We start from the raw sequence: 25,972 nt of genomic DNA, 5'->3' as shown, positions 1-25,972 counted from the left end.
GTCCCGGGGCGTGGGGGGCGGGGACGCCTGGTCCATGGACGCCGGGGCCCCGGAGGCCTTCGGCATGGGCGCCCGGTTCCCGGGCGTCGGGGCCGGGGCCGGCGCCGCGGTCCGCGGGGTGCCGTTCTGCGGTGGGGCGGCGGGGGTCCCGGCCTCGACGGGCGGCCGGTGCACGGCCCCGGGGGGCGGTGCGGGCACGGCGTCGGGCGACGGCGGCGCGTCGGGGTCGGTCCCGAGCAGCGACTGCGGAAGGACCAGCACCGCCTGCGTACCGCCGTAGATGTTGCTCTGGAGACGGACGGCGATGCCGTGGCGGCGGGCGAGGGCCGAGACGACGAACAGGCCGATCCGGCCGTCCTGGAGCAGATGGGCGACGTTGACCCGGTCGGGGTCGGAGAGCAGGGCGTTCATCCGCTTCTGCTCGTGGTCCGGCATCCCCAGGCCGCGGTCCTCCACCTCCAGGGCGAGCCCGGCGGTGACCTGCTGGACGCGCAGCAGCACCTGGGTGTGGGGGGCGGAGAACACCGTGGCGTTCTCGACCAGCTCGGCGAGCAGGTGGATGACGTCGGCGACGGCGTGGCCGCGCAGGGTGCCGTCCATCGGCGGGACCAGCTTGACCCGGGGGTACTGCTCGACCTCGGCGATGGCCGAGCGGAGCACCTCGGTCATGGTGACGGGGTTGCTCCACTGGCGCCGGGAGACGGCACCGCCGAGCACGGCGAGGTTCTCCGCGTGGCGGCGGATCCGGGTGGCGAGGTGGTCGACGTGGAAGAGGCCCTTGAGGAGGTCGGGGTCCTCGACCTCGTGCTCCAGCTCGTCGAGGATCTGGATCTCGCGGTGGACGAGGGATTGCAGCCGTCGCGCGAGGTTGACGAAGACCTCGACCTTCTGTTCGTTGCCGGCGCTGCTGAAGAGCTGGGAGGCCTGGACGACGGCGGCGATCGAGGCTTCCTGGGCCCGGGCCATCTCCTGTCCGAGCAGGTCGAAGGCGTCGGACCCGGGCGTGGGGGGCGGTGCGGGCCGCCGCGCGGTGACAGTCTCCCCGTTGCGGAGCTGTTCCACCACGCGTTGCAGCTCGGCCTGCCCCTGGGCGCTGGCGCGCCGGAGCGTGAGGGCCCGGTCGAGCACCTGGCCCGCCACGCGGTTGGCGCCGAGGTAGGCGGCCGCGACGGCGGCGACCGCCAGGGCGCCCGATCCGCCGAGCGCCGCCCAGAGGCTGGGCGAGGAGCCGACGCCTCCGGCGCGGACGGTGAAGATCACGGCCGCGGCGCCGCTGAGCACCGCGGCGACGGCCGGGAGCAGCGCGGTCCGCAGCAGCTGGGGGCGGATGCGGGCGTCGGGGGAAGGCCCTGCGGCGCGCGGCCTGCTCGGGGCCGAGTGGCCGCGCGTGCCGGGGCGGCCGTGCCGCCCGCCCTCACGGCGGTCCGGTCGCGCGTCGGGTGCGCGAAGTTGAGACATCAGCGTCCTCGGTACAGGGGGCACCGGGGATCGGCGGTCGTGCCGGCGTCCATGCGGTGGCCCCTACGGTGGTCGGTCAGGCGCGGGTCATCGGTCGGGCAGGCCCGAACGTCATGAGCCCACCGTTGATCACCGGGCACACACGGTAGTCGTCAATGACGTATGCGCGACGGGCAGTTGTCGAACTTGCCCGCCATCCGTCCCACTCTGGTATGAGCCCTCGCACGCGCGCCCGATTGCGTAGCTTTGGCCCAGGGTTTACCCGCAGGTAGGGCACCCCCCGAAGGGGCGGGAAGGCGGCCGGTTACCATATGAGCGCCGCCTAGCTCGAAAGATAAACTTGTGACTGTCAATGACGACTCGTTCACCAACTGGATGCACCGCGAGGAGATCGCGGAGTCGATGATCCCGATCATCGGGAAGCTGCACCGCGAGCAGGACGTCAACGTCCTGCTGCACAGCCGCTCCCTGGTGAACAAGTCGGTGGTCAGCATCCTCAAGACCCACCGCTTCGCCCGGCAGATCGCGGGCGAGGAGCTCTCGGTCACCGAGACGATGCCCTTCCTCAAGGCTCTGACGACGCTCGATCTCGGCCCGTCCCAGATCGACATAGGCATGCTGGCCGCCACCTACCGGGCCGACGGCCGCGGACTCTCCGTCGAGGAGTTCACCGCGGAGGCCGTCGCCGGGGCGACCGGCGACAACAAGATCGAGCGCCGCGCCTCGCGTGACGTGGTGCTCTACGGCTTCGGCCGCATCGGCCGGCTCATCGCCCGCCTGCTCATCGAGAAGGCCGGTTCGGGCAACGGCCTGCGCCTGCGGGCCATCGTCGTCCGCAAGGGCTCCGGCCAGGACATCGTCAAGCGCGCCTCGCTGCTGCGGCGCGACTCGATCCACGGCCAGTTTCAGGGCACGATCACCGTCGACGAGGCGAACAACAAGATCATCGCCAACGGCAACGAGATCCAGGTGATCTACTCGGACGACCCGACGACGGTCGACTACACGGCGTACGGCGTCAAGGACGCCATCCTGATCGACAACACCGGCCGGTGGCGGGACCGCGAGGGCCTCTCCAAGCACCTCCAGCCGGGCATCGCCAAGGTCGTGCTCACCGCGCCGGGCAAGGGCGACGTCCCGAACATCGTGCACGGCGTCAACCACGACACGGTCAAGCCGGACGAGCAGATCCTGTCCTGCGCGTCCTGCACGACCAACGCGATCGTCCCGCCGCTGAAGGCGATGGCGGACGAGTACGGCGTTCTGCGCGGGCACGTGGAGACCGTCCACTCGTACACCAACGACCAGAACCTGCTGGACAACTACCACGGTTCCGACCGTCGTGGCCGTTCGGCGGCGCTCAACATGGTCATCACCGAGACCGGGGCCGCGTCGGCCGTGGCCAAGGCGCTGCCCGAGCTGAAGGCACCGATCACCGGCAGCTCGATCCGCGTCCCGGTGCCGGACGTCTCGATCGCCATCCTCAGCCTGCGGCTGGAGCGCGAGACGACCCGCGAGGAGGTCCTCGACTACCTCCGCAATGTGTCGCTGGCCTCGCCGCTCAAGCGCCAGATCGACTTCATCAGCGCGCCCGACGCGGTCTCCAGCGACTTCATCGGCTCGCGCCACGCCTCGATCGTCGACGCGGGCGCGACCAAGGTCGACGGCGACAACGCGATCCTCTACCTCTGGTACGACAACGAGTTCGGCTACTCGTGCCAGGTCATCCGGGTCGTCCAGCACGTCTCCGGCGTGGAGTACCCGACCTTCCCGGCCCCGGCGGCCTGACGCCTCTGGTACACCCTCCCGTACGACGCCCGGTGCCCGGCAGGTCCGCCTGCCGGGCACCGGCGTGCGGGCAGGGGCGCGGGTGTCAGGACCCGGTGGGGGCGTCCGCCGGGCTCAGCCGTTCGGTCGGCCCGGCGAAGTCGAGGAAGAGCTCCCGCGCGGTGAGAAGCCACCGGCCGTCGACCTCCCGGAAGGTGTCCTCGTAACGCCCGACCTGCACGGGGATGCGCGGCGGCAGCATGCCGCCGGTGTGGCCGTCCACGCGGTACGTCGTGAAGTACGTGCTCGCGGTCGCGGTCGAGGCGGACGTCAGGGTCACCAGGATGTTGGTGCACAGGCGGCGCGAGAGCCGGTCGGCGGGACGGCCGGCGAAGTAGGCGCGCAGGGCGTCCCGGCCCTCGATCCGCCGGTCCCCCTCGGCCCACTCCCACACCCCGTCCGGGGTGAACAGGTCGGCCACATCGCCGGGTTCACCCAGATCGAGCCGGCGGACGAACTCGACGATCAGCCGCTCGCAGGCACGCTCGGCGATGAGACTGCCCAGGGGATCCAGTGCATCGGTGGTGTCCATCACCCCTTCCTACCAACGCGCCCCGGTGCCGCACGACTTGTTTCCCGGCAGCCCGCCGCTCCCGGCCGGGGCTCAGACCTGGCCGAGGTCCGAGCTCACCCAGCGTTCGGGGCGCAGGGTGATCACGACCTGCTCGCCGTGGTTCTCCCAGGCGAACTCCACGTACCCGGCGACCTTCTCGGCCGGGAGGTAGCGCGCCGACACATGCTCCAGGTCGGCGCGGGTGGCGGGGCGGGTGTCGACGACGGGTCCCTCGACCGAGACGTACCGGATAGTCGGCTCCAGCCGGTCGACGAGCAGCGTGAACCGGCCTGCGGTGGCGATGAGTTCGGCCTTGCGCGAGGTGCGGCCGGTGAGGATGCGGACGTCGCCGCCCGCTTCGTACTCGTACCAGATCGGGACGCTGAGCGGGGCCCGGTCACCGTTCCCCGACGCGACGGCCAGGGCGGCGACATGGGGTTCGGCGAGGAACTGTTCGCGCTCTTCACGGGTGAGTGCCACGGGGAGCTCCTTCTCGTACGGAAATGCGGAGGGCTGCCCCAGTGTGCCCCGCGCGCCGGGCCTGTCCCCCGGTCTCCGGCGTCGGCGTGTCCTATGCGGTTCCCTGGGCGCGGGAGACCTCCTGGCTCCGCCGTACGACGGCCGCCCCGCGCAGGGCGACGGCGCACCAGACGGCCACGAGCAGCAGCCCGGCGGCCGCGAGACCGGCGACTTCGAGAGGCTCCGGGCGCCAGCCGAGGGAGAGCCGCGTACCGATCAGGACGACACCGATGGCGACCTTCTCCGGTTCGTACACGGGCACCTTGGCGGCCACGGACCGCAGGACGGCGGCCAGGGCCAGACCGATCGCGGTCCAGGCGAGCAGATAGGGCAGGAGCGCTCCCGGAGCGGCGGGCGGCAGGCCGAACTCCTCCGGCCCGATGCGGAAGAGCGCGCCCGCCCATCCCAGTCCCACTCCGGCGGCGGTGACGGCCACGCCCCAGAGCGCATGGCGCCAGAAGGGTCCGGGCCGCACTTCCGCGTCCTCGGAGTCACCGGAGTCGCCGGAGCCGACGGGGCCGACGGGGCTCTCAGGAAGATCGTTCATGCCCGATGAGACGCGTACGGGGCAACGTTCGTTGCGCGTTCAGGCGACAACTAGGCTCCTGGACATGAGCAAGGGCCATGATGACGAGCCGATATTCGTCCGCTCGAACTGGGGAACAAGTCGCTATGTCTACAACCCGAGGAATCCGATCGGGGCGGGCCTCATCATCGGGTCCTTGCTGTTCGCCGCCATTTTCATGTACTCCCTGCACGCGAGCAGTTCCTGGAGCGAGGGCGAGTTGCGCGACGCCGTGAACGTGGCCGTCCGGGACCTGGAGGCATCGCCGCAAACGCTCGGCGCATGGACCGGCGATTACGGCGGCCTGATCCGCGACGCCCTGGAGAAGAGCGGCAAGGGCCCCTCTACCGGCGGCCTGCGCGTCGAGGACGCGGACGACCCCTACGACAAGGACGCGGATCCCGCCGTCGACCTGTTCGAGGTCACAGCGGAGGACGTCGACACCACGTTCTGTCTGCGCGTGTCACCGCCGGAACCCGAGCCGGGAATGACGAGTGTCGAGGTCAGCCTCTCCATCGCCGTCGAGGAGGGCAAGTGCTGAGCCCGGCCGGCGTCGGTCCGGAGCGGATCCGGGCTTGAAGTTGCCGTTGCGGCAGCTTCTACGGTCCTGACCGGGGCCGGAGAGACCGGCCCTGGTGCGGCGCTCGTGAGGGAGTGCCCGTGAGGGAGTGAGGACGTGGCGATGGACTGGCCGATCTCCGAGGTCGCCCGTATGTCGGGGGTGACCGCCCGGACACTGCGGCACTACGACGAGATCGGCCTGCTGCCGCCGGCCCGGATCGGCTCCAACGGCCACCGCTACTACGAGGAGCACCAGCTTCTGCTGCTGCAACAGATCCTCGTGCTGCGGGAACTGGGCGTCGGGCTGCCGGAGATCGGCAGAGTCCTCGCCGACCAGGTCGACACGGTGGAGGCCCTGCGAGGCCACCACCGGCGGCTGCTCGCCGAGCGGGACCGGCTGGACGCGCTGGCCGGGACCGTCTCCCGCACGATCGCCGAGCTGGAGCAGTCCAGAAAGGACGGCAGGCCCATGACCGCGATCAACCGACCGGAGAACCTGTTCGAGGGCATCCAGCCATCCCAGTACGAGGGCAATCTGCTCGACTTCCCCGCGCTCGCCGAGGAGGCCGGCCGACGGGCGGCCGCCATGACCCCGGCCGAGGTCGAGGCCGGACAGCGCGAGCGCACGGCGCTGATGATCCGCCTGGCCGAGCACATGGCCGACGGCGCCCCGGCGGACGCGAAGCCCGTGCAGGCCGAGATCGACGCGCAGTACCGGGCGCTCACGTCCCTGCACGTCGTGTCCGCCGACGAGTACCGGGCGATCGGGCGCTCCTGCGTGGAGAACGAGGCCTGGCGCGCGGCGTACGAGGCCATCGCCCCGGGGCTGGCGGAGTACCAGCGGGACGCGATCGAGGTCTACGCGGTGTCCCGGCTCGGCTGAGTCGGCCAGGGCCTGAGGGCCGCCGTCGGTCGAACCGGCGGCGGCCCTCAGCCCTACGTCCTGCGCGCGGTCAGCGCTCCCCCGCGAGGTCGAGGTCGCCCCGCGCCGCAGGGGCTGGGCCGCGGCCGGAACCGGTCTGCTCCCCGGAGAGACGCCACGGGTGGGCGAGCGCGGGAGACAGTGGCCGCCACCAGGGCTCCACGGGGAGGATCCCGGCCGGCTCGAACGGTTCGCCCGGGCGGGGGAACGCCACCGGCTGTTCCGCCTCCTCACCGGCGTCCTTCGTCCACTCGCCCGGCTCCGCCCAGGCGTGCGGCGCCAGGTTGAACGTGCCCCAGTGGATCGGGAGCAGCACCCCGTGCGGGCGGCCGCCCTGGAGGTCCAGGTGGGCGCGCATGCCTTCGGCGGGGGTCATGTGGATGTCCGGCAATATGACGCTCAATCACTTCTCAGAAAATACTATTGCGTTGGCCTTCAGGTCGTGCCGCCGAGTCGGCGCGCCACTCTTGATCACCCGCTCGGTGACCGCCGCGGATGCCCATAGAGAGCCCCCAATGCACTTCGTCGCGGTCTCCCCCCTCACGCACCACAGGGGACCTCCCGTAGCGGCGACATCCACTCCGCCGGGCCCCGGGTCCTCCCTTCGCATATGTTCAAGCATGCGGTCGTCGCGACCAACGACGCGGCTTCCTGGTCCTGCGTCAGGGGCGTTCCAAGGGCCGCGAAAGCGTTCTGGACACGGTTGGCGAGCTGGCGACAGGGCCGCACTGACACGGTGATCCCGACCGTCGGCCCCGGCAAGCAGTCGCCCCTCGACATGCGGGCCCTGGCTTCGCCAGAAACCCCAACCGATCTGGCGGCACGCGCCCCTGACCTTCACCACCGACGCCAGGGTCCTGATCATCACGCAGACAGAGATCGGATCTTCCGAAAGGAAGACTATCCGGGCAGGGTGAGGCGCACCATGGACTGCGGCTGAGGTCACCCGGCCGCCGGACCACAACGATGCTGTGGACTTGTCGCTGCCCTCCTGGAGACTCCGTTGCTACCAACCGCAGAACTTCTTGTCGGCATGTCACGACACCTGAGCACTTACGGGGCCAGCCAGCCCAAGGCTGATCTGGCCCAGCTTGAGTTCGCGGGCCGGATCTTTGAGCTCGCTCTCCGGCTACGGGGCAGCGGTGTCAGCTCACCCGAGCGTGTCGAGGCCCTTGGGGTCAGCGCCGGCATCAGCAAACGAGAGATCCGTAGGGAGTTCCTTCCCACGCTTGAGGTGCTGGGCCTTGTCGACCTTGAGCGCGACCATGAGGGCGCCATCAAGGTGGTGTCCGAGAAAATTCCGCCTGTCGACGATCTCTACCAACGTGCCGACAGCGTTCTCAGTAACGTCATGCCTGAACCGCTTGAGATGACGGCTCTCACGATTCTCCGCATAACCACCATCATGCCGATCACCATTTCGACGGCAAAGGAGGAGTGCGCGACGCTCGGACCCGAAGAGCTCACCGTCCGGGCAATCGAAAACCTTGAATCCCTGCACCTCTGCACTCGTCAGCGGAGCGCCGACGGGGACGAGGTGCTCTTCAACCCCAATGTCTGGGCAGTTGACAAAGATCATTCTCATGCCGCTTTGCAGGCCGAGAATGGGGCCGTACGAGCGGCACTGAGCGGAGTTCTGGAGGAGGTGGCTGCGACGGCTGGAATGCCTGAGGACGAGATCCAGTCCGGAGAACGGAAGTGGGTGGACTACGCCGTCTCCCAAGGACTTCTGCTGCGATCTATCGTCACCACGCTCGGAGGCCAGGAGCGAGCATTCCTCTTCTCTCCGCACATGGGGCGATCCGTGTTCGACGCCCCGACGGGAGCCGACCCGTCCGGGCACGTGCGTCAACTCATCGGCTCCATGGTGTTCGCTCGACGATTCGCCAGTAACCGGCTCTTCGCTCCAACTTCCTTCCTGCGAAAGCTGGTACGAAACGGCGAGGCAGGGGACGCATCCAACATCGGCACCGACTACTCCATGCTCGAAACTGCCGGAATTGTCCGCGTTGAGCCGGCATACAGGTTCAAGAAGTTCGTCCTCCTGCAGGCAGACGTCGCCGAGGAGGCCATCACCTACCTTGAGGACAGCGCAGACGGAAACACCACGTCGGGTGCCCTCCAAGGACAGCGCGGCTACCGCCACCCTGAAGCGGAACGTGCACGACGCCTGGTCCAGTCCCCTAAGGAAGCAGCCCCCAGCCCCAGCGCTTCGCAAGATATTCTCGCCGCACTGCGACAGGAAATGGGGCGGCGACGCTATGACCGGTAGGGCTGGAAAGGAAAAGGGCGACGAACTGGAACGCCGGTTCGCCCGAGCGGAGTTCGCGGATGGCGCACTCGTCCGCGTACGTCACCCTGTCACGCAGAGCGTCGGAGGGCGGCCGCGTACGGTAACGGACGTCGACGTGCTGTCGATCGACTTCGACTCAAGACTCCGTCCCCACATCGGCATCAGCGAGTGCAAGTCCACCCGCGGACAGAGCGGGGAGCAGGACCGCCTCTTGTGGTTGCGGGGGCTGCAGGCCCTCGTCGGTGCGGACCGCTCGGCGCTCGTTCGCCAAACCGTCACTGAGGCCGGCCGCGGGGTAGCGCGCCACATCGGGGTTGACCTGTTTGCCAGCTCGGAGCTGGAGCGTCGCGAGCAGGTCCTAGAACACGTACCGCAGCACTTCGCCACCATCGGGGAGACCGCCTTCAAGGAGGAGAGCGCTGCCGCGGACCAGCAGCTCAAGAAGATCGGAGATCTCCCATCAGGGCTCGTCTCCTTCCTCAGACACGACGCACTCCTGGCTGATCCTCACAGAGTCCTAGGAGCGCTGCTGACCCTGAACGAGGTGACACGCACCGGGACAGTTCTACCCAACCCTTTGGCCAAGCTGTTGGCCGGTCACGTTCTCCAAGCGCTGGTATCCGCAGCCCTACGCGCCGGCGGCCGGACCGACACGGTGGGGTCCGAGGGGACGCGACGAGAGATCGAGCAGGGGCTGAACACCGGAGATCCTCACGACCGCCAGATCTTGCGAGTGGCGGAGATGGCCGACGCCTTGCTCCGTGAGGAGCTCGTAACCATTCATCAGGCGTACCGGTCGGCAGGTGCACCCGCGATTGAGCGCCCTGTCCCCTCCGTCCGCGACGCGATGTCACAGACACCAGTGTGGCTGGTCAACTTCATGGACCTCGCCGAACGTCTGCGACGCCGAAGTCCAATCGCCCGCCAGCTGCCGCAGACCATCGACCTGGCGGTTTTCGACGCCCTACTCGGCGGCGACGCTTGGAAGGCGCCGGCGTTCGATCACCTCTTCGCGCGAGAGCACCGACAGGCCCTGGGAATTGCCATGGACTGCCTGGCGAAGGCGGTGCCAGAGTTGACGAAACACCTACTTCCCTTGAAGGACCTGCCCTTCGACCGAGCCGCAACAGCCTCGCTCAGCCAGTCAAAGCATCAGTGATCACGTACCTGGGGTGGGGCAGGCACCCGCCTGCCCCACCCCAGGCCGCACTCTCAATGAACTGCACGTGAGACGCTGGCCGTGTCTGCATACCGAGCCAAGGGCTTGGTGCGCGGAAGTTGCCGCTGCCCGTCGCCACATGGGGCACAATGCCTCGGTGACAGGTGGGAACCCGAATCGTCGCCCGGTAGAACATCCCGCGCCGACAGACGCAACAGTGAAACAGCTGTACGGAACCGCTTTCCGCTGCGGCAAGCCGGACTGTCAGCGCCCCTTGTTCCGGTTGGACAACGAGACCGGCGATCGGACCCTCAACAGCCGCGTCGCGCACATCCACGCTCGCAGGGAGGGTGGCCCCCGATGGAACGCCGGCATGTCAGACGAGGTGAACCGCAGCGGGGAGAACCTGCTCCTGCTATGCATCGAGCACTCGTATGAGATCGATGAAAACGCCGCCCGGTTCCCTCCGGAGATGCTGCAGGAGTGGAAGGCGGCGCAACTGGCCGAGCACGACCAGATTCAGCGGTCGTGGCACCTGAACAACGATGAAGTCGCGGAAGCCTCCGTGCTCTCCTTCGACCCGCTTCCGCTGAGCGTCGCCACGGCCAGTGCGACGACGGTCGTGGCGGCGGCCCGGGCGGTAGGGAAGATGGTGAGCGTCGGTCGCCAGCGACGTCGCCTCGCGCATCAAGCGGCTCAGGATTGGCAGGCATTGCGTCTCCACATGAACAGGACGATGCCCGTCTTCGATCTGGATGGGGACCGCCTGACCGTCGAGCCGTCCAGGGCAGAGACCAAGCCCTACGAGGATGCGCTGAATGGAGCTCTCGCCGCGAGCCAGGCCGAACTAGAACCCTTGGCCGTAGAGGTCGTTGCCGAGCTCCACGCCGTATCTGCCGCCGACCAGAGTCTCGGGCCGTGGTGCGACTGGGTGGAACGACGGGTCGAAGAACTGATTGCCGCAGCAGATCGATGGCCAGGACGGCCGCCGTCCGAGGACGACCAGGCATGGCCGGACGCGGTCGCCGAGCTGCAGCGCGCCTCAGCGGCCCTGAGCGCCGCCTGGCGAGGGGACCGGACAGTCTCCCCGCCCGAGCCGACCCTCGCCGTCTCTGGACCGGTCGAAACAGACCAACAGCGTGCGGTGCGGGAGCACTGGGAACTACTGGAATCGGCAGGCCCCTGGGGCCGGGTGAAGCACCGTGACTACGACGCGGCGCTGTACGCACGCCTGATCGAGGCGCTGCCTTTGGCGAACGCTCTTCCCCCCGTGCCATCGCTGACGGCGATGGGGCTAGACGTTACGGCCCGGCGTGCGGCGACTGTGGCCCGCAATGCCGACGAGACCACCTACCGTGCCCTCATTCGTCAGGCCAGCGAGCAGACGCCTCTGGCTGCCTCGGTTGTTCTGCTCCAGCATCTCGGCACCATCGCGAAACAGCAGGGTCGCGAGGAACTGCAGGATGCGGCAGCCGCCGAAGCCACGAAACTCCTGCTGGCTGAAGACTGGAAGGCTCCCACTGCCTGGGCGGACAACAGCAATTACGCACGACGGCTGCTTGCATGGACTGCGGGTGCCAGCCACGGCGGAGAGTTCGAGAGACCCTGGAGACAGCACTTGAGGGAAACCCAGACCTGCTGCCGGCGATGATCGAAGCGATGGGGCAGTGGGGTGAGACCTTCAGCCGTGACGGAACCGATGCAACTCGGACATTCCAGCGAATCTCGGAATTGCCGGATTGGTTCCCTGCGGGGTTGGTCGCAGATCTCATCAAGCAGATGTTCCCAGCGGTCTCTGCGGCCGACGAGTTTGGCAGCGAGCGATACAGCGACGTGGTGCAGCGACTCGCCAGCCAGATCCTGCGGATCGCCGAGGGCAACAGCAACGAGTGGTAACGCGGGTCCGTCCTGTGTTGCTCGGCCGAGGGTGAGTTCGCGGACCTGCCAGCCGAAGCGTGCCAGAGATCCGAGGGATCTTCAGAGGTAGTCGACGAACAGGCAACTCTCCAGCACCACACGTGCCAAAACGAGGGTCGACCAGACCGGCGGGGGCTTCCGGAACTCGATCGCCCCTGTAGTGCATCGGCCGTTATCGTCCTCCTATGGACGATTCCCTCACCTTCGAGAGCTTCTGGGCCGGCGCAAAGAAGTCAGCGCACAAGGCCATGGACGACCATGCGCGAGGAGAATACGACGAATTCGCCCTCCATGCCGGAGTTTCTGTAGAGCGCCTATGTAAGGCCGTCCTGGTCTCAAAGAACCCGATCTACATCGCGGAGATGAAGGGCAGCGCGGAGATGCTGTTTCATCTCGGCGGACATCGCGTCGCCAGCAAGGTCCGCACGATCGGCGCCGCAGAGGCCATCGCCCGCCTACGCACGCTGAATGTCCTCCCCGTCGACCGGACGTTGGACCTCCTGATCGACCTGCGCAACGGCGTCGCCCACGCCTCGACTGGCAACCAGGCCAAGGGATTGCTCTCGACGCTTGCGGCAGCCGTTGCAGCCCTCCATGAGGAATTGGATCAGCCCCTGAACTCCTTCTGGGAGCGGTGGACCGAGTCCGCACGCGTGGCGATCGACCAGGCCGCATCCAAGGTCCATCGCGACGTGCAGGTCCGCATCAGCCAGGCACTCCACAGGTTCAACGATCGCTTCGAGGGCCTCCCTGACGAGGCCAGGGATCTCATCGTGCGGGCTCAGATGTCCCCGTACAACGAGGAACTCCCTGTCACGCTTGATGATGGTCGAAGGGTTGTCCTACGTCTTGTGGGAACCGACTGTCCCGCGTGCACAAGCAAAGCCTCGGTCTTCTTCGACGAACAAGCTGAGTCGCCCAACGCGCTCTTGATGGTTCCCCGATCCCTCAAGTGCTTCACATGTGGACTGACTCTGGACACCTTGGATGAGGTACATGCATCCGGTGTGCGCGTCAAGCCGCTCATGTTCCCCTCGCGGGAGTACGTTGCGGCCGAGTTCGGAGAAACACACCAGGGCTGACGCACCGCGCCCCGGCACCCCGCCGGGGCTTTCCCGTTTCCCTGTACCGAATCTTCCTACACCCGCCCCGCTGGGGGGGACCATTGACTTTGGCCTGCTCACGTCCCTCGCTTCTGCCGAGGAGACCGAGAACCCTGCCGACACAGCCAAGATGATCGGCAGCTCCGCGCGCCCGCTGTCTCAGCTGCCCATGATGCGTGTTCGGACAACAACTGGGTGCGGCCCTCTAACGTCGGCAAGGGCCTGAACTGCTGGGCACCTGCCGAACACTCCCGGCGAGGCGCACCGTCCAGCGCACGCACCAAGCGGTCGCGCTCCTCGCCCGGAAGACGGGCCAGTAGGCGCACGATCCCATCGAGGTCATCCTCGCTCGCCGTCACCGACCACCCAAGGTCGAGATCACGCTTGGGGACTTCGGCAGGAGCCTCGACCGGTTGGGGCCTACGCCACGGGTGAGCGATCGGATGGGACACAGCCCGCCACCACGGCTTCTCTGGCAGCTTCCCCGAGGCTCGAACGGCTCGCCCGGACGCGGGAACCCTCCCCGGCCCCGGTAGACAACTTCGATGCGCAAGCGGGGCCGAGGCCGGTCGCTCAGAGCAAGAAGGTCCAGGTGTCGTCGAACGGTTCGGGCTTTTCGGGGTGGATCATGCAGCGGATACAGCGCGAGAGTCCCGGTTCACCGGTTCCGGCGGCGGCGTACATCCACGGCAGGGTGTCCATGGCGTGCGCGCGTTCTTCTGTGGCGAAGGTGTCGATGGTCTGGTGCAGGTCCTCGGGTGCGGGTTCGTCCGTGAGGCAGAGCCAGCCGATTGTCGCGGTCAGGCGGACTTCGGGGGCCTCTGTCCGGTCTTGCCACCGCTCGCGGAACCACGAGATGGCCGGCGGCTGTACGTGAGCTCGAGCGGTCTCGGCGACGGCGAGGAGCAGGGCGGCGCGGACCATGGCGTCATGCTCGGTGGCGAACCTGGTGGCAAGGGCGATTCGGACCATGTGGTCGGGGTCGGCGGCGGTGGCCAGAGCGTATGCGGCGTCGATACGGATGGTGGGGTCGGAGTCGTTGAGAAGCGGCAGGAGTACGGGTGTTCCGGCGGTGATCGCGGCTCGGGCGGCGGCCACCGACCAGCCTGCCGGGTAGCCGGTCACCTCGACGCCGTAGTCGTCATAGTCGCCGGGGGCGTGGCGCCGAGGATCGTTGCGGTGGAGCAGGAGTTCATCGCGGGAGGCGACGCCAAAGTGCCGAGCTCGGGCCGGACCGGAAAGCACGGCGAGGGCAGCGGCACGGTGTGCGTGATGGGCATCGGCGGCGATGGGGATCAGGAACGGTACGGCGAGCGCGGCGGCGGCCCGGCTATCGTTGGCACACAGGCCCCCCAGCACGCCCGTCGCGTGGCTAGCGGGGTCCTCGTCGGCGCACAGCAGGTGAACGGCCTCCCGGGCGTCGTCGCCATGAGGGAAGTTCCCCCACGGGACGGCGTCGAGGAGCAACGTGCTGTGGGCACCAGACTGGATGCCGGCCACCACCGCCCGCACATCGAACGCGCCACCCACGAACGACGCCAGATCTGCTCTGTCCACCAGCGCTCGGCACATCGCGAACGTCGGATCGGTCCGCCAATCCCTCACATCACACCCCCACCATCGAATCCCCAGAGACTCGATCATGCCTTGCCCGACCGCCTCCGCCGGTCGACTGCAAGAAGGGGCACATCCCGACACCCACGAACCGCCAAGCATCCAGAAGATCCGTACGAAACTGCAGCTCAGCAGTTGACGATGCGCGTTCGGACCACAACTCGGGACGGCCCCTGCGAGGTCGGCAAGGGCCTGAACTGCTGGACGACGGCCGCTCGCTCCCTGCGGGGTTCCCCGTCAAATGCCCGCAGCACACGGTCACGCCCCTCGAACGGCCGACGCTCCAGCATCCGCGCGACCTCGGCAAGGTCGTCACCGACCGACGTCACCGCTCGCCCGTGAGATCGAGATCGTCGCTGCGCGACTCGGCAACGACCTCCGTAGGTCGGGGGCGACGCCACGGATGCGTGATCGGATGGGACACAGCCCGCCACCACGGCTCCACAGGCAGCTTCCCCGCAGCCTCGAACGGCTCGCCAGGCCGAGGGAACGCCACCGCCTGACCGGCCTCGTACTTCGTCCACTCCCGCGGCTCCGCCCACGCGTGCAGAGCCAGGTTGAACGTGCCCCAGTGGATCGGGAGCAGAACACCGCCCGGCTGACCTCCTTGCAGGTCAAGGTGAGCCTGCACCCCCTCAGCTGGCGTCATGTGAATGTCTGGCCACGCCCCCGGCCGCGGCGTATAGTCCGTGGGACGGTGCTCCCATTGGCTGTCGGTGGAGACCGAACAGGATGGACGCGCGGGGCCCCACAGCCAGGCACTCACGACCGTCCCTCCACCAGCCTCAGCAGTAGCTCGGGCAGCAGCGGCGCAATGAGCAGTCGAGGTGTCGTGGCTGGCTCGGGAGTCAGGGGTTGCGCGGGTTCAGCGGATGGGCAGCCAAGGCCGACCCCGTTTCCGAAGCCGGGCTGGCCGCGGCCAGAACGTCCTGATGGTCGCACCAGACTAGCCCCGGCTGTTGCCACCTTCTATCTCCCTCGCCTGCAAGACGCAGATGATCTACCTGCGGCGCCCTTTCCGCCGAGCACGGGTAGACCGCCAAGGCTGTCTGCGGGCTGCCGTTGCGGCGTTCTTCGGAATGGTCGGGCCAGGTTGTAGGCGCACGGAGACCAGGGCTGCGGCGAGCAACCCGCTGTCGCTCGCCTCGGCGACTCGGCGGTGTACCTCTGCAGGGGCCGTCATGAGTTGCCGGTGCGCGGGCAAGTCATGGAGAGCCAGGCCGTAGCCATACAGCACGAGCGCGCTGCCACGGTCGCGGGCTGCCTGCCGCCACCAGCCTGATGCCGTCGCATTGGCGCGGGCAATGACGGTGCCATCGTCATGCTCGAGGGTCAGCCTTCGGCCCGCCACAGTGAGCGTGAGGTGCTCCAGTGAGGGAATGGTCGGCTGCGGCCCCACCAGGCGACGCAGCCCCTTGGCGCAGGCCCGGTGGATCTGCAGCTCGACTGACTCACCGCTCTCGGACGAGGTGGCGCCGAGCATCTGATGAGGCTGCAGGAGGACCAAGGCCCTCGACGCTGGCAACAGCTTCTGAATTTCCGGAAGGAGGATGTCCGCAGTGGAGCGGCCAGCGAGGAACCCGTAGACGGGGTCCGTAGACAGGGACAGCACCGAGAAACAGCCTGCCTCCTCGTACACTGCGCGCAGGTTCTCATCGGCCTGCAGCATCGGCGAGAACTCGCTAAGCACGGCTTCGCCGGCCTCCTGCTGGAGGCGGTGTGTGGTCTCGCCCGCAACAGCCGACAACCGCGGTATCAATCCCTGGAAGATCCTTTCCCACACACTCCCGGGGTCATGTGGGTCGGTAAACGTCTTGTCCCGCAGGCGGGAAAGCAACTGAAGGGGTGCCGCGTCGTTTGCGTCCTCGTGCACGGCGCGCCAGCCGTCGTAGGCCGCCTGCAGAAGGATGAATCGGGCCTCGTCGCTGTCCGTCTCGTACGCTGGATTGTCGGTGATGCGAGTCTCTTTCAACAGTCGTCCCAGCAACTGCACGGCACGCTGTTCCCCGGTCACCACCCATTTCCATGCGCACTGGCAGCCGACGTTGTGCACTAGGTGGTGCACGGCAAACCCGTGGAGGGTGTGAGGACCGGCATAAGGCAGGAAGTCGGTGAAGGCAGCATCAGCCTCGGCCCATCTGTCTTGCAGCACCAGCGCCTCGACCAAGAGGCGTCTGAAGTCGGCTGTGCTCGAAGCCCACGGATCGACGGATCGCGCCAGGCCCTCGGCGGCGGCGCGCTCGGCGCGCTCGGCTTCTCCCTGCCGGATCAGATCCTCAATCGCCAGGAGGTCCTGCGCCTTCTGCTCCCTATCGGGTCGGGGGAGGCCCTCGGCAAGGGAACGAAACTCATTCAGCAGCTCCTCCAACCGAGGGTCGGCTCCTCTGCGCAACTGCATCTCAAGGATCAGGGACGCTTGGGCCGGCAGGTCGGCGACGTTATCGTGCAGGTGGCCGTCAAGCCTACGCAGATAGACCAGTACAGGGCCCAGGTAGCTGGCCATGCAAACGGCGGCGCTCTCCTGGTTGCGTAGCTGAACGAGGTGGGCGAGTGACGTGCGCGCCTGGGCGGCCATCCCTTGGTCCGGGTTGCCGGCTTGCACCAGCCATTCGAGTTCCAGTTGCAGCAGCCCCTGCGCGGACTCGTACTGGCCATGGGCCTGATGGAACGCGGCAAGATTGCCCATGAGCAGAGCGGTGAACGTATCCGCTGTTCCTGCCGAGCGGATGTGCCCAACAAGGTTAGTAGCGTGCTGGGCCAGTTCCCAGCTCCGCTCCGCCTGACCGGTCAGCAGAGCTCCACGCAGCCAGCGGTCTGTGTGGAAGGCCAGAACCGACAATGCGGCCGTCACCTCTGCCCCGGTCATTCTCAGATACCGGGGGATGATCTGCTGCAGGACCGCGTTCATCGACACGGTGTCATCGCTTCCGGGAAACGGCTCGCGCCGGGATGGCAGCGGCTCGTCCCACCGTACGAGGGAGACATTAAGCAGCTCGCGCATGACCTCTCGTATCGGTACCCGGGCCTCATCGAGGACCAGCCATCCGGGAGACGGCGGCATGTTTTCGGGCTCGTAGAACGCGCATGCTGCAGCAAGATGCACCGGCGCCCGGCGCGGTGCGAGCCAGCACAGCGCAGCCACCGTGTCCAGAGTCGGTTGCTGCAGGCCACGTCCTTGCGCACTGCTCATGAGGCGCTCCATGGTCAGCTCGACCGCTGCGGCCAGAGTCCGCGGATAACCGGCAGGCACCGACTGTTCATCGTCGGCAGCACGGTGCACCAGAGTCTCCGTATAAGCAGCGATCCGCTCGACGCCGACCCCGCAGCTGACCAGATAGCCACACGCCACCTCGATCGCCAATGGCCAGTTCTCCAAGACGTCCGCCAGCCGGGACAGTGCCGACGCATGCTCGGTAGCCTCCTGTACACCGACCGACAGCCGCAGCTGCAGCAGCTCAAGTGCTTCCTCGCGGCTCATCGGTTCCAGATCGATGCGCCCATCCACCCTCGGCCAGTGACCACCCAGCGCCGTCACGATGACCCGGCCGTGCCCCCGCCGGGGTACCCATGCGCCGGCAACGGACGCGCTTGCGTCGTCAAGAACCATGAGCCAACGCCCGGGTAGCGACTGCAGTTCGGCGTGAACCCGCTCGCAGACCAGCCGTGGGTCCCGCACCTCCGTTTGCTCGGCACTACCCGTTAGGTGTGCCAGCACCCGGACGAACGACGCCGCCAAAGACTCTTCGCTCTCGGCGTCGACCCAGAACACAGCGTCATAGCGGAAAGCTTCAGCCGCGATGTACGCGGCCGCGAGACTGGATTTACCCAGACCCGACAGACCCGTGATGACACACGTCCGCACACCCTGCGCCAAATCGTGCCCAACCAGCAGTACCTCGCCTACCTTCTCGACGAGGTGCGTGCGGTCCACCTCCGGGACCGGAGGCGCCTGCCCGAACACGATGCCCAGATCCTGCCGCCCCAGAGCCGCGCGCAGTTCCTCATCACCGACCAGCACTGAACGGCGGAAATCACTCACATCCCACTGCGCCAGACCGGGATCAGCCGCCCGACGCATGACTTCGGCCACCAAACAGCCCAGCACGAGCCCGCCGGACTGACCGGACAACCCCCGCCCCGCCCTCTCGCGCTCCAAGCGCAGCGCATTGTGGAGCTCCTCACGCAACTGCTCATCACTGCGGACATCGAACTCAATGCCCGAACGTCCCAAGCGCTCCCAGTGCTCGGCGGACAACGCCTGGCAGAGGCCCCAAGCGGCCGGAGCCCGTGCCAAAAGCTCCTGAAGCCCCACCTTGAGACGCGGAACGTCACCACCGTGGCGCTTCAACAACTCACTCAGATGCAGGCACCCTTCGTCCGGGACAGCGGACGTGATCAAGCGGTACTGGTCGGCTTCGAAGCCGGTGACCAGATGAACCAGCACCGACACAGCCTCGCGCGCCCTCACGGTCCGTCCTGCACCAGCGCTCTTCACCTGCACCGCAAGCAGCGAGCGACCAGAGTCATCGACCAGATCGAAATCGACCGAATCCACGTGGTGGGCAGACACCGCATTCCCGGGCCCCTCAACACGACAAGCAGTCGCTTCGCCCTGCTGCATGCCAGCCAACAAAGCCTCTACCGTACGCAGGTACTGATACTGGAACCCGCGAGCAGCAACGCGCCCACCATCGATCGCCACACAACCCCCTTGCGCCGAGCCCTACACGCGTGACTCAGACTAGGCGCGAGGTATGACAACAAAGGGCAGCCCGGCCATATGTGCGATGACTTCCGGCCCGGAAAGCTCAACCCCAGATGCAAGTGGGACTTCCGTGACGGTTCCCCGAGTGCGTGAGCAGAGCCCGCGGAGCGGGCAGGCTAGCGGGTGCCATCGCGCCCGTGGCCAGATCATGAATGACGTCACCGGGCTTCCTTGGCCGGTCCGCACCAATGACGGCAACCTGCGTACCGAGGCACCCCTGGCCCGACGAGTGCGGCTTGGCAGACTGGCCGGTACCCCGGCCCTCTGTACGCCGTGACCGCCACCTCAGCGAGGTGTCCCACCACGTCGTGCTCGGTCTCACCCGGAGACACAACTCCTCCCTCACCGAGGAGATCGGCTTGTGGCGTGGCGGCCCGTCACCCCTGAGGCGACTTCAGCATCGGTCCAGGGCGGCTCCGACCTACGCATGCCATACGGCACCCATCGCTTCTGTAAGCTAACGGGCCACCCGGTCCTTCATCCGGCAGGTCCCGTTGGCCATCGTCAGCGACGTCACGCCAGGGCTCGCTACGTCGGCATCGATGCGGCCAGCAGACAGGGTGCAAGGCGGGGAGGGGAGTGGTCACTCGTGGTCGGTAGATGGTGGAGCCGTCCGAGTCGGCAGGAAGCACTGCCTGTCGGCGGGTCCCCTGTGGCGACCGGTGTTCGCTCGGTGGCGGCTGGCGGGGACATCGGCGTCGTCGTGACTGGTGATGGCAATAACGTCTATCAGGTGGCCGCACCACCGCGCGTGGCCAGTTCCGATTACCTCTACCAGGTCGAATCCCTCGCCGCTACCGAATTTCATGGGCGGCACGACGAACTGGCGGCTATGGCAGCGTTCAGCGTTGCGCCCGGGGACGTAGACACAGGGGTGCACGCGTATTGGCGGTGGCTGGCGCCCGCATGGGCAGGAAAGACTGCTTTGATGGCAGCATTCGTCCTTGCACCGCCTCCTGAAGTCGACGTCGTGTCGTTCTTCATCACCTCGCGCTTGAACCGGCAGAACGACCGCACCGCCTTTTGCGAGGTGGTGCACCGCCAGTTCTACGCGCTGCTGGGCGAGGAGGAGCCGGCAGTTACCGAGCACACGCGTGAGGAGAGCCTGCTCGCCGCGATGGCACGTACCGCTGCAGTCTGCAAGATGCGTGGTCGACGTCTGGTGCTCGTGGTCGACGGTCTGGATGAGGACCGTGGGGTGCTGGCCGGACCCGACAGCCACAGCATTGCCGCTCTACTGCCGCGCTCGCCTTCGCACGGTATGCGCGTGATTGTGGCTGGGCGGCCGCACCCTCCCGTCCCGGACGATGTGCCGGTATCCCACCCACTGCGGGAAAGCCTTATCGACCGGTGGTTGACTCCTTCGTCATTTGCCGCTGCAGTGCGCCGGGAGGCCGAGGACAGTCTGCTGCGCATGCTCAATGCAGGTGGCCTGGCACGTGCGCTTCTCGGGTTGGTGACGGCGGCCGGCGGCGGATTGACGGCTGCGGACTTGGCCACGCTGGCGGGTACACGTTCGCGTTTGGTGGAGTTGGAGTTGAGCACGGTCACCGGGCGCGCCTTCCGGTTTCGGTCACCTCATTGGACTTCCCGCGAGGCTGGTCGCCGGGCTGCGGGCGTCTACGTGTTGGCCCACGAGGAGATCCAGCGGAGCGCTCTTGATCTGCTGACTGACGAGGAGTTGGCAGGGCACCGGAAGCGACTGTATGAGTGGGCGGACGCCTTCCATGAGCAGCACTGGCCGCCCCACACACCGGAATACCTGCTGCGTGGATATAGCCAGCTACTGCGCACGCAGGCGGACACTGAGCGGCTCGTTCGGCTGGCTGGGGATGCTCACCGCCACAGCCGGTTGTGGCAGCGCTCTGGCTCCGATCTGGACGCGCTGTCAGAACTCTCTGCTGCATTCGACGGCCTGGTGGCCTCCGGCGCCTCCGATGCGGCGGATGTCAGTGACGCCTTCCTGCTCGCTGTCCGACGTGACGCTCTGCGTTCCCGCAGTGAGTGCATTCCGAACGCGCTGATCTCGGTTTGGGCGAGCTTGGGACATGTGCGGCGCGCGATCAGTCTGGCCCGTGCCCGCCAAGACGAGTTGGCGCGAGTGCAGGCATTCACGGGCGTGGTACGGGCCTTGGCTGCCGTTGGTGATCTACCGCTAGCAGCAGAGGTGGCCGACGAGGCGGCAAGACTGGCAGGCACCGTGGCCAGACCGCGCAGCGAGGAAGCGGTGGGGTGCGCCGCGACCATGCTAGCCCTTGCCAACTCCCCCGAGCGGGCGATCGACATGGCGCGGACACTGGAGCCCCGGGAGGTCCGTGGCCGGGTTTTGGCGCAAGCTGCTCTTGCCGCGCTGCAGTCTGGGCAACGACACGCGGGAGAGGCAATCGCCCATGCGGCCGCCTCATCGATACCCGACATCGTGCCTGTCTCAGCAGTGCAGACCATGATCTTGGAAGGTCGCTATCCAGATGCCCTGACGGCGGCTCGAACGGTCGGCGACACCGACCTACGAGCCCACCTGCTGGTGAACACCGCTATAGCCATGGCAAAAAACGGGCAGTCTTCGGACGCCGTCCCGGTAGCCGAGGAAGCACTCTCGGAAGCAACGGACAATGCCCTGGCAGCGAGTACTGCGGCACTGGCCCAGGCAGGCGAACATCAGCGAGCAGCCGAACTGTGTCGGTCGCTGTCGGACCCGTACGCCCAGATGACGTCCCTGGCACGGGTCGCAACTGCTCTGGCCGAGTCGGCCACGGACCGCAGCACCGTCGTCGAGCTTGCTCGCGAATCCGCAGCACTCGCCGACCAAGTAGCCGCTGACAACCTGCGCGCCCACGGCCTCACCATGGCAGCACATGCCCTGGCCCTCGCCAGTCGGCACGAGGACGCCATCGAACTGCTACAGCCCCTCAAATCCCATAACGAGCGGGAAGAGGCCGTCGCGGACGTCGTCGCCGCCCTGGCACAGGCAGCAGACGGCCTTGGCCCTGCAGCCCGACTGGCGCATACCTTGAGTCTTCCCCGTAGCCGGAGCAGGGCACTGGCACACCTCGCAGATGCCCACATGCGCGCCGGAAGCCGCCAGCAAGCAGAAGAGCTTGCCCGTGAAGCCTCCGCCGCCACCCGACAGGGCACCGCGCTGGGAGATACTCATCATGTCGGCACGCTGTCGGTGATCTTGGCTGAGTCGGGTGCACCGGATCTCGCCATTGAGGTTGCCCAAGAGATAAGCGACCCGAACAGACAGGCCACGACCCTGTTGAAAGCGGCCTGCGGCGCGGCCAGGTGCGGGAGGCCCCAAGACGGCGCGAGTATCGCCCGAACGATCCTGGACCCATACCGGCGGGCTCAAGCTCTGGGGTGGGTCGCAGCCGCCGCGGCCCGAGCCGGTTCGCTGGAGCTCGCCAGCCAGCTGCTACAGAGGCTGCGCAAACTCGAAAGCAGCAGCTCTTCCCAACCGGTTGTCTCAATCGATCACAGCAAAGCTGCCCTTGTCGCAATGGCGAAGGCTCTTACCGATTCCGGTCAGGACGATTCCGCGATCGCTCTGGCCGCCACCGCCCAGCACACCTGGATCAGGGCGGAGATCCTAGCCGCCGTGGCCAAATGCTTGGTCGCTCGCGGTGAGGATGAGAAGGCCCTCATTCTAATGAAAGACTTTGCTCTGTCCCCGCGCCCGTCCCGCGCTCTTGCTCCGGTGGCCGCGACATGGGCGCGGGCTGGCTCGGGGTCCAGAGCGCTTGAGGCGATCCAGGCCCTGCCCGACTCGGCGAAGCAAGCTGAAGCGCTTGCCCTCGCCGCGCAGTCCCTGACTAGGACGGGCCACCTTTCGCAGCACTCAGCTCTGGCCCGTCAAGCGCGCACTCTGACTGACATCTTGACCGCTGCCACCTGGCCCGACCACATGCTGTACGAACGCGTAAGGGTGCTGATCCGCCAAGGCCGCTCCAAGCTCGCCGCGGCTGTCAGCCAGCACATCGCGGACAAGCTCCTGCAGGCCCTGGCCGTCACCCCGGACGACAGGGCCGCAAAGCCGCCGGCCCCGCCCCTACGCGATCCAGACGAGGAGGACAGCGACGACGTCCTGACGGCTGAGGCTGCCTTCCTTGTCGAACTGGCCACCGAAGAACACAATCATCAGCAAGCCGTCGCCTCAGCGGCAGCAGCACTCGCCTGGACAGGGCAGCATGACCAGGCACGAGCTCTGACACTCGCACTGCCCGACACCTTCACCAAGGACGAGGCCACAGCGTCAGTCGCCGAAGCAATGGCCGCATTCGGACATGCAACGAAGGGCCTCGATCTGGCAAGAAGCCTGGCCGACCCTCTTGAGCACAGCCGGGTCCTTGGCAACATCACCTACTGGACCGCTCAGCGCGGGGACTATGGCGCGGCTATCAACGTAGCCGCCGACATCAGCCACCACGAACAGCAGAACTGGGCGCTTCTGTCCACCGTTGAGCTCGCTATAGAAAGGCAGCAGTATGCTGAAGCTGCTGCCGCCGCCCATGCCCTGCCCAACTCCTACGACCAGGTGCGAGCGTTGTGCGCGATCTCCGCGGCAGCCCGCCAGCACGGCGAGAACGCTTACGCTGGTCAACTCACCGGTGCGCTCGATTCTGTGATCTCAAACGCCTTGGCCGCAGAGGGCCGGACCAGGAGTCGGCTGGGCTGCCTGAAAGCCGCCATCGCTGAAGGATCGGGTGACAGCGCCCGAGGCCGCGCAGCCGCAATAGAAGCGCTCAGCCTCGCCCCCTGGCACGACTCCATCCATGCCGTCCTTCGAACGGCACCCCAGGCCCTACAGTCGGCCGTACGAATGGTGTTGGTCGAGTCGAAGGCTGCTGCGGCCACCTTTGCCGACATGCCTTAGACCACAGCTCACACCTGAGCTCAGCGGACACTCAAGCCCACGCGATCGACCGATGTCTGTAGGCCGAGGAACACGTAAAGAGGAACACCTAAAGGGGATGATGAGGGCATGAAGGCACTGATGTATGCAGGTATTGGACTGTGCGGGGTGGGTGCAGTGGCATTGGTCATAGGCGCAACCATCGACGTCGACGCAGCAGATCCGTGGGCCAGCGTCGGTGGCGGTGCTGCCGGGCTCATCGGTCTCGGCCTGGCCCTGTACGCCCACTTCGCGTTGACGCCCAGCAGATCGCCGTCCGTGAGCGCCACCGGAGAACGATCGATCGCCGCCGGAGGCAACATCGGCATCGCCACAACAGGGGACGGCGCTGCCCCCGCAGTCCCTCCGGCTATACCGACGGCAACGCCCGCAGCACCAGGCGGCGCGACAGCAGCCGGCGGCCGGTCCATAGCGGCTGGCGGCGACATCGGTATCGCATCGACAGGAGACGTGTAGGCACACGTTCCCACCGACACTTGACGCGGGTCTCTGAGCCAGTGGTCATGTTTCTTGTCGTGGTGTAGGCGATCAGTCGTTTGATGCGGCGGGTAGGACGATCGTGTTGTCGCGGTAGAGGGCGTCCATGTTTTCGGTGGAGAGGTAGCGGCGGGGGAAGGCAATCCACTCTCGTAAAGTTCGGTGAGGACCGCAGTCGCGAGTCGTAGGACTGCGGTCGGGTCCGGGAAGACCTGGACGACGTCGGTGCGGCGTTTGATCTTCCGGTTCAGCCGCTCGAGCGGGTTCGTGGACTGGATCTTCTTCCAGTGCTGGTGGGGGAAGTCCGCGAACGCGGTCACGCCCTCCTTGGCCTCCAACAGCATCTCTCTGACCTCGGCGAACTGTCGGTCGAGCATGTCGGCGGCGGTGTTGAGCTGGGTGCGGACCGCGTCCGCGGTGGGCTGGGCGAAGACCGTGCGGATCGTCGCGGCGACCATCTCCGCCGAGCCCTTCGGGATGACGGCGAAGACGTCGCGGACGAAATGGACACGACACCTTCGTCGGGCGGCGCCAAGCATGACCTTGCGCCCTCACCGAGACCGGCCTGACCATCAGACCCACCTGACCAGCAGCACGACATTCCGAGTTCAACCTCAGTAACCAGCGCGGTCCGCCAGGACGGTGTCCGGGCGGGTTCTCGGTCATCCGGGTCCGTTTCGTGCAACCCGGATGGCGGCCATAACGGTTTCGAAGGACGGGGCATCGCCCGCTTGGCCACCGACACCGGCGCGTCCCGTCGCTTGGACCAGCGCTTTCGGGTCGCCGAAGATGGATGGGGCATCGCCGCTGCCTACACGCATGCCCGCCCTGCCTCACATCACCCCGATCTCAGAGTTCCTCCCGGCACGGCCTGCCGCTACTTGTTGATGCTCGGGATCGCTGCTCGTTACCGGAAGCAGGGCGGAAAATTCGCGGATGAAGTCTTGCTCGACGCCCTCTACGACATGCTCGAGCGGGAACCCAACCACGAGTCGGTCGCCGTATTCGCGCGAGTGGACCGCCACAACCTCCCCAGCCAGAAGATGCTCAGGCGGATCGGCTTCCAACAAGTCATCCCTGGCACACCCGAACGCCGACTCGGCTGGTGGCTCTTGACCGTGGATCGTTAACCAGCCCAAAGGTCATGGAGGCCCGGGCACTCTCAACACCGACCAGCGGCCCGCTGGCCGAGGGCCCGGGCCCTCGGCCCCCCTCCGCCAGCTCCGAGCGCGGCCGGCGAAATCCATTGCCGGAACGCTGACCGGTCGACCGCTCGCCCTTCTCCTGCGGAAGGACTCCTCTGGGCCACTGACCTCCGGCAGAATCG

Annotated in this window: 16 protein-coding genes and 4 pseudogenes; 10 read left to right on the top strand and 10 right to left on the bottom strand. The window is 67.2% G+C overall.

Translation table 11 applies throughout. The features are described from left to right. The coding region (locus A3Q37_RS03495) for a sensor histidine kinase KdpD (RefSeq protein WP_255311720.1) at positions 1-1,458 on the bottom strand (1,458 nt) is incomplete at its 3' end. Positions 1,459-1,800: 342 nt separating this feature from the next. On the opposite strand from A3Q37_RS03495, the gene A3Q37_RS03490 reads away from it, so the two are divergent. Next, positions 1,801-3,246 carry a glyceraldehyde-3-phosphate dehydrogenase gene (locus A3Q37_RS03490; protein WP_065477312.1) on the top strand — a complete coding sequence of 482 codons (1,446 nt, stop codon included), beginning with the start codon at positions 1,801-1,803 and terminating at the stop codon, positions 3,244-3,246. Positions 3,247-3,331: 85 nt separating this feature from the next. On the opposite strand, the gene A3Q37_RS03485 is transcribed toward A3Q37_RS03490, so the two are convergent. From A3Q37_RS03485 to A3Q37_RS03475, 3 genes are all read right to left on the bottom strand, one after another. After that, positions 3,332-3,817 (bottom strand): nuclear transport factor 2 family protein, encoded by a 486-nt coding sequence (locus tag A3Q37_RS03485; RefSeq protein WP_065477309.1) that lies wholly within the window; start codon positions 3,815-3,817, stop codon positions 3,332-3,334. Positions 3,818-3,889: 72 nt separating this feature from the next. Next, the gene (locus A3Q37_RS03480; protein ID WP_065477307.1) at positions 3,890-4,318 is read right to left on the bottom strand and encodes a pyridoxamine 5'-phosphate oxidase family protein; all 429 of its coding nucleotides are present in this window, start codon (positions 4,316-4,318) and stop codon (positions 3,890-3,892) included. A gap of 91 nt (positions 4,319-4,409) precedes the next feature. Beyond that, on the bottom strand, positions 4,410-4,904 hold the full coding sequence (locus A3Q37_RS03475) for a hypothetical protein (RefSeq protein WP_065477305.1): 495 nt from the start codon (positions 4,902-4,904) through the stop codon (positions 4,410-4,412). A gap of 64 nt (positions 4,905-4,968) precedes the next feature. Here A3Q37_RS03475 and A3Q37_RS03470 point away from each other — a divergent pair, with 64 nt between their 5' ends. Together A3Q37_RS03470 and A3Q37_RS03465 are read left to right on the top strand one after the other, a co-directional pair. After that, entirely contained in the window at positions 4,969-5,463 is a 495-nt protein-coding gene (locus A3Q37_RS03470) for a hypothetical protein (RefSeq protein ID WP_065477355.1), read from the top strand. Positions 5,464-5,604: 141 nt separating this feature from the next. Beyond that, the gene (locus tag A3Q37_RS03465) at positions 5,605-6,366 is read left to right on the top strand and encodes a MerR family transcriptional regulator (RefSeq protein ID WP_065477303.1); all 762 of its coding nucleotides are present in this window, start codon (positions 5,605-5,607) and stop codon (positions 6,364-6,366) included. A gap of 70 nt (positions 6,367-6,436) precedes the next feature. Here A3Q37_RS03465 and A3Q37_RS03460 read toward each other — a convergent pair. Next, positions 6,437-6,793, bottom strand: a pseudogene (locus A3Q37_RS03460) (MBL fold metallo-hydrolase); the annotation flags it as partial. Positions 6,794-7,438: 645 nt separating this feature from the next. Between A3Q37_RS03460 and A3Q37_RS03455 the strand changes: the two are divergent. From A3Q37_RS03455 to A3Q37_RS03435, 5 genes are all read left to right on the top strand, one after another. Further along, the gene (locus A3Q37_RS03455) at positions 7,439-8,677 is read left to right on the top strand and encodes a hypothetical protein (RefSeq protein WP_065477300.1); all 1,239 of its coding nucleotides are present in this window, start codon (positions 7,439-7,441) and stop codon (positions 8,675-8,677) included. Beyond that, positions 8,667-9,857, top strand: coding sequence for a hypothetical protein (locus A3Q37_RS03450; RefSeq protein ID WP_065477298.1), 1,191 nt, complete (start codon positions 8,667-8,669; stop codon positions 9,855-9,857). Before A3Q37_RS03455 ends, A3Q37_RS03450 begins: the two co-directional genes overlap by 11 nt. A 373-nt stretch (positions 9,858-10,230) precedes the next feature. Continuing rightward, on the top strand, positions 10,231-11,508 hold the full coding sequence (locus A3Q37_RS03445; RefSeq protein WP_065477296.1) for a hypothetical protein: 1,278 nt from the start codon (positions 10,231-10,233) through the stop codon (positions 11,506-11,508). Then, positions 11,505-11,753, top strand: coding sequence for a hypothetical protein (locus A3Q37_RS03440; protein WP_065477295.1), 249 nt, complete (start codon positions 11,505-11,507; stop codon positions 11,751-11,753). The genes A3Q37_RS03445 and A3Q37_RS03440 overlap by 4 nt, the downstream gene beginning before the upstream one ends. Before the next feature lie 206 nt (positions 11,754-11,959). Then, positions 11,960-12,856, top strand: coding sequence for a hypothetical protein (locus A3Q37_RS03435; RefSeq protein WP_065477292.1), 897 nt, complete (start codon positions 11,960-11,962; stop codon positions 12,854-12,856). Between the two features lie 389 nt (positions 12,857-13,245). Here the strand turns inward: A3Q37_RS03435 and A3Q37_RS37600 are convergent. The 4 genes and pseudogenes from A3Q37_RS37600 to A3Q37_RS03415 form a co-directional block, all read right to left on the bottom strand. Continuing rightward, positions 13,246-13,394: pseudogene (locus A3Q37_RS37600) on the bottom strand (MBL fold metallo-hydrolase); the annotation flags it as partial. Between the two features lie 56 nt (positions 13,395-13,450). Then, positions 13,451-14,521 (bottom strand): HEAT repeat domain-containing protein, encoded by a 1,071-nt coding sequence (locus tag A3Q37_RS03430; protein ID WP_065477290.1) that lies wholly within the window; start codon positions 14,519-14,521, stop codon positions 13,451-13,453. A gap of 295 nt (positions 14,522-14,816) precedes the next feature. After that, positions 14,817-15,182 (bottom strand): annotated as a pseudogene (locus A3Q37_RS37595) (MBL fold metallo-hydrolase); the annotation flags it as partial. A 309-nt stretch (positions 15,183-15,491) separates the two neighbouring features. Beyond that, entirely contained in the window at positions 15,492-19,193 is a 3,702-nt protein-coding gene (locus tag A3Q37_RS03415) for an NB-ARC domain-containing protein (RefSeq protein ID WP_107471483.1), read from the bottom strand. 715 nt (positions 19,194-19,908) lie between these two features. Between A3Q37_RS03415 and A3Q37_RS03410 the strand changes: the two genes are divergently transcribed. Further along, positions 19,909-24,129 (top strand): hypothetical protein, encoded by a 4,221-nt coding sequence (locus tag A3Q37_RS03410; protein WP_141693545.1) that lies wholly within the window; start codon positions 19,909-19,911, stop codon positions 24,127-24,129. A 567-nt stretch (positions 24,130-24,696) separates the two neighbouring features. On the opposite strand, the pseudogene A3Q37_RS35315 reads toward A3Q37_RS03410, so the two are convergent. After that, positions 24,697-25,187 (bottom strand): annotated as a pseudogene (locus tag A3Q37_RS35315) (transposase); the annotation flags it as partial. 189 nt (positions 25,188-25,376) lie between these two features. On the opposite strand from A3Q37_RS35315, the gene A3Q37_RS37100 reads away from it, so the two are divergent. Next, positions 25,377-25,775 (top strand): N-acetyltransferase, encoded by a 399-nt coding sequence (locus A3Q37_RS37100; protein ID WP_065477279.1) that lies wholly within the window; start codon positions 25,377-25,379, stop codon positions 25,773-25,775. The last annotated feature ends 197 nt before the right edge of the window (positions 25,776-25,972 follow it).

The organism is Streptomyces sp. PTY087I2 (assembly GCF_001687325.1).
In the GTDB taxonomy this organism is placed as follows: domain Bacteria; phylum Actinomycetota; class Actinomycetes; order Streptomycetales; family Streptomycetaceae; genus Streptomyces.
The sequence above is the reverse complement of the archived record's forward strand: the minus strand, read 5'-3'. Positions and strand labels throughout refer to the sequence as shown.

What these genes read in the sequence shown, in the direction of transcription:
- A3Q37_RS03450 (WP_065477298.1), top strand. Translation starts at nt 8,667, where the DNA reads ATGACCGGTAGGGCTGGAAAGGAAAAGGGCGACGAACTGGAACGCCGG.
- A3Q37_RS03475 (WP_065477305.1), bottom strand. Translation starts at nt 4,904, where the DNA reads ATGAACGATCTTCCTGAGAGCCCCGTCGGCCCCGTCGGCTCCGGCGAC.
- A3Q37_RS03435 (WP_065477292.1), top strand. Translation starts at nt 11,960, where the DNA reads ATGGACGATTCCCTCACCTTCGAGAGCTTCTGGGCCGGCGCAAAGAAG.
- A3Q37_RS03470 (WP_065477355.1), top strand. Translation starts at nt 4,969, where the DNA reads ATGAGCAAGGGCCATGATGACGAGCCGATATTCGTCCGCTCGAACTGG.
- A3Q37_RS03445 (WP_065477296.1), top strand. Translation starts at nt 10,231, where the DNA reads ATGTCAGACGAGGTGAACCGCAGCGGGGAGAACCTGCTCCTGCTATGC.
- A3Q37_RS03455 (WP_065477300.1), top strand. Translation starts at nt 7,439, where the DNA reads ATGTCACGACACCTGAGCACTTACGGGGCCAGCCAGCCCAAGGCTGAT.
- A3Q37_RS03485 (WP_065477309.1), bottom strand. Translation starts at nt 3,817, where the DNA reads ATGGACACCACCGATGCACTGGATCCCCTGGGCAGTCTCATCGCCGAG.
- A3Q37_RS03465 (WP_065477303.1), top strand. Translation starts at nt 5,605, where the DNA reads ATGGACTGGCCGATCTCCGAGGTCGCCCGTATGTCGGGGGTGACCGCC.
- A3Q37_RS03440 (WP_065477295.1), top strand. Translation starts at nt 11,505, where the DNA reads ATGATCGAAGCGATGGGGCAGTGGGGTGAGACCTTCAGCCGTGACGGA.
- A3Q37_RS03430 (WP_065477290.1), bottom strand. Translation starts at nt 14,521, where the DNA reads ATGATCGAGTCTCTGGGGATTCGATGGTGGGGGTGTGATGTGAGGGAT.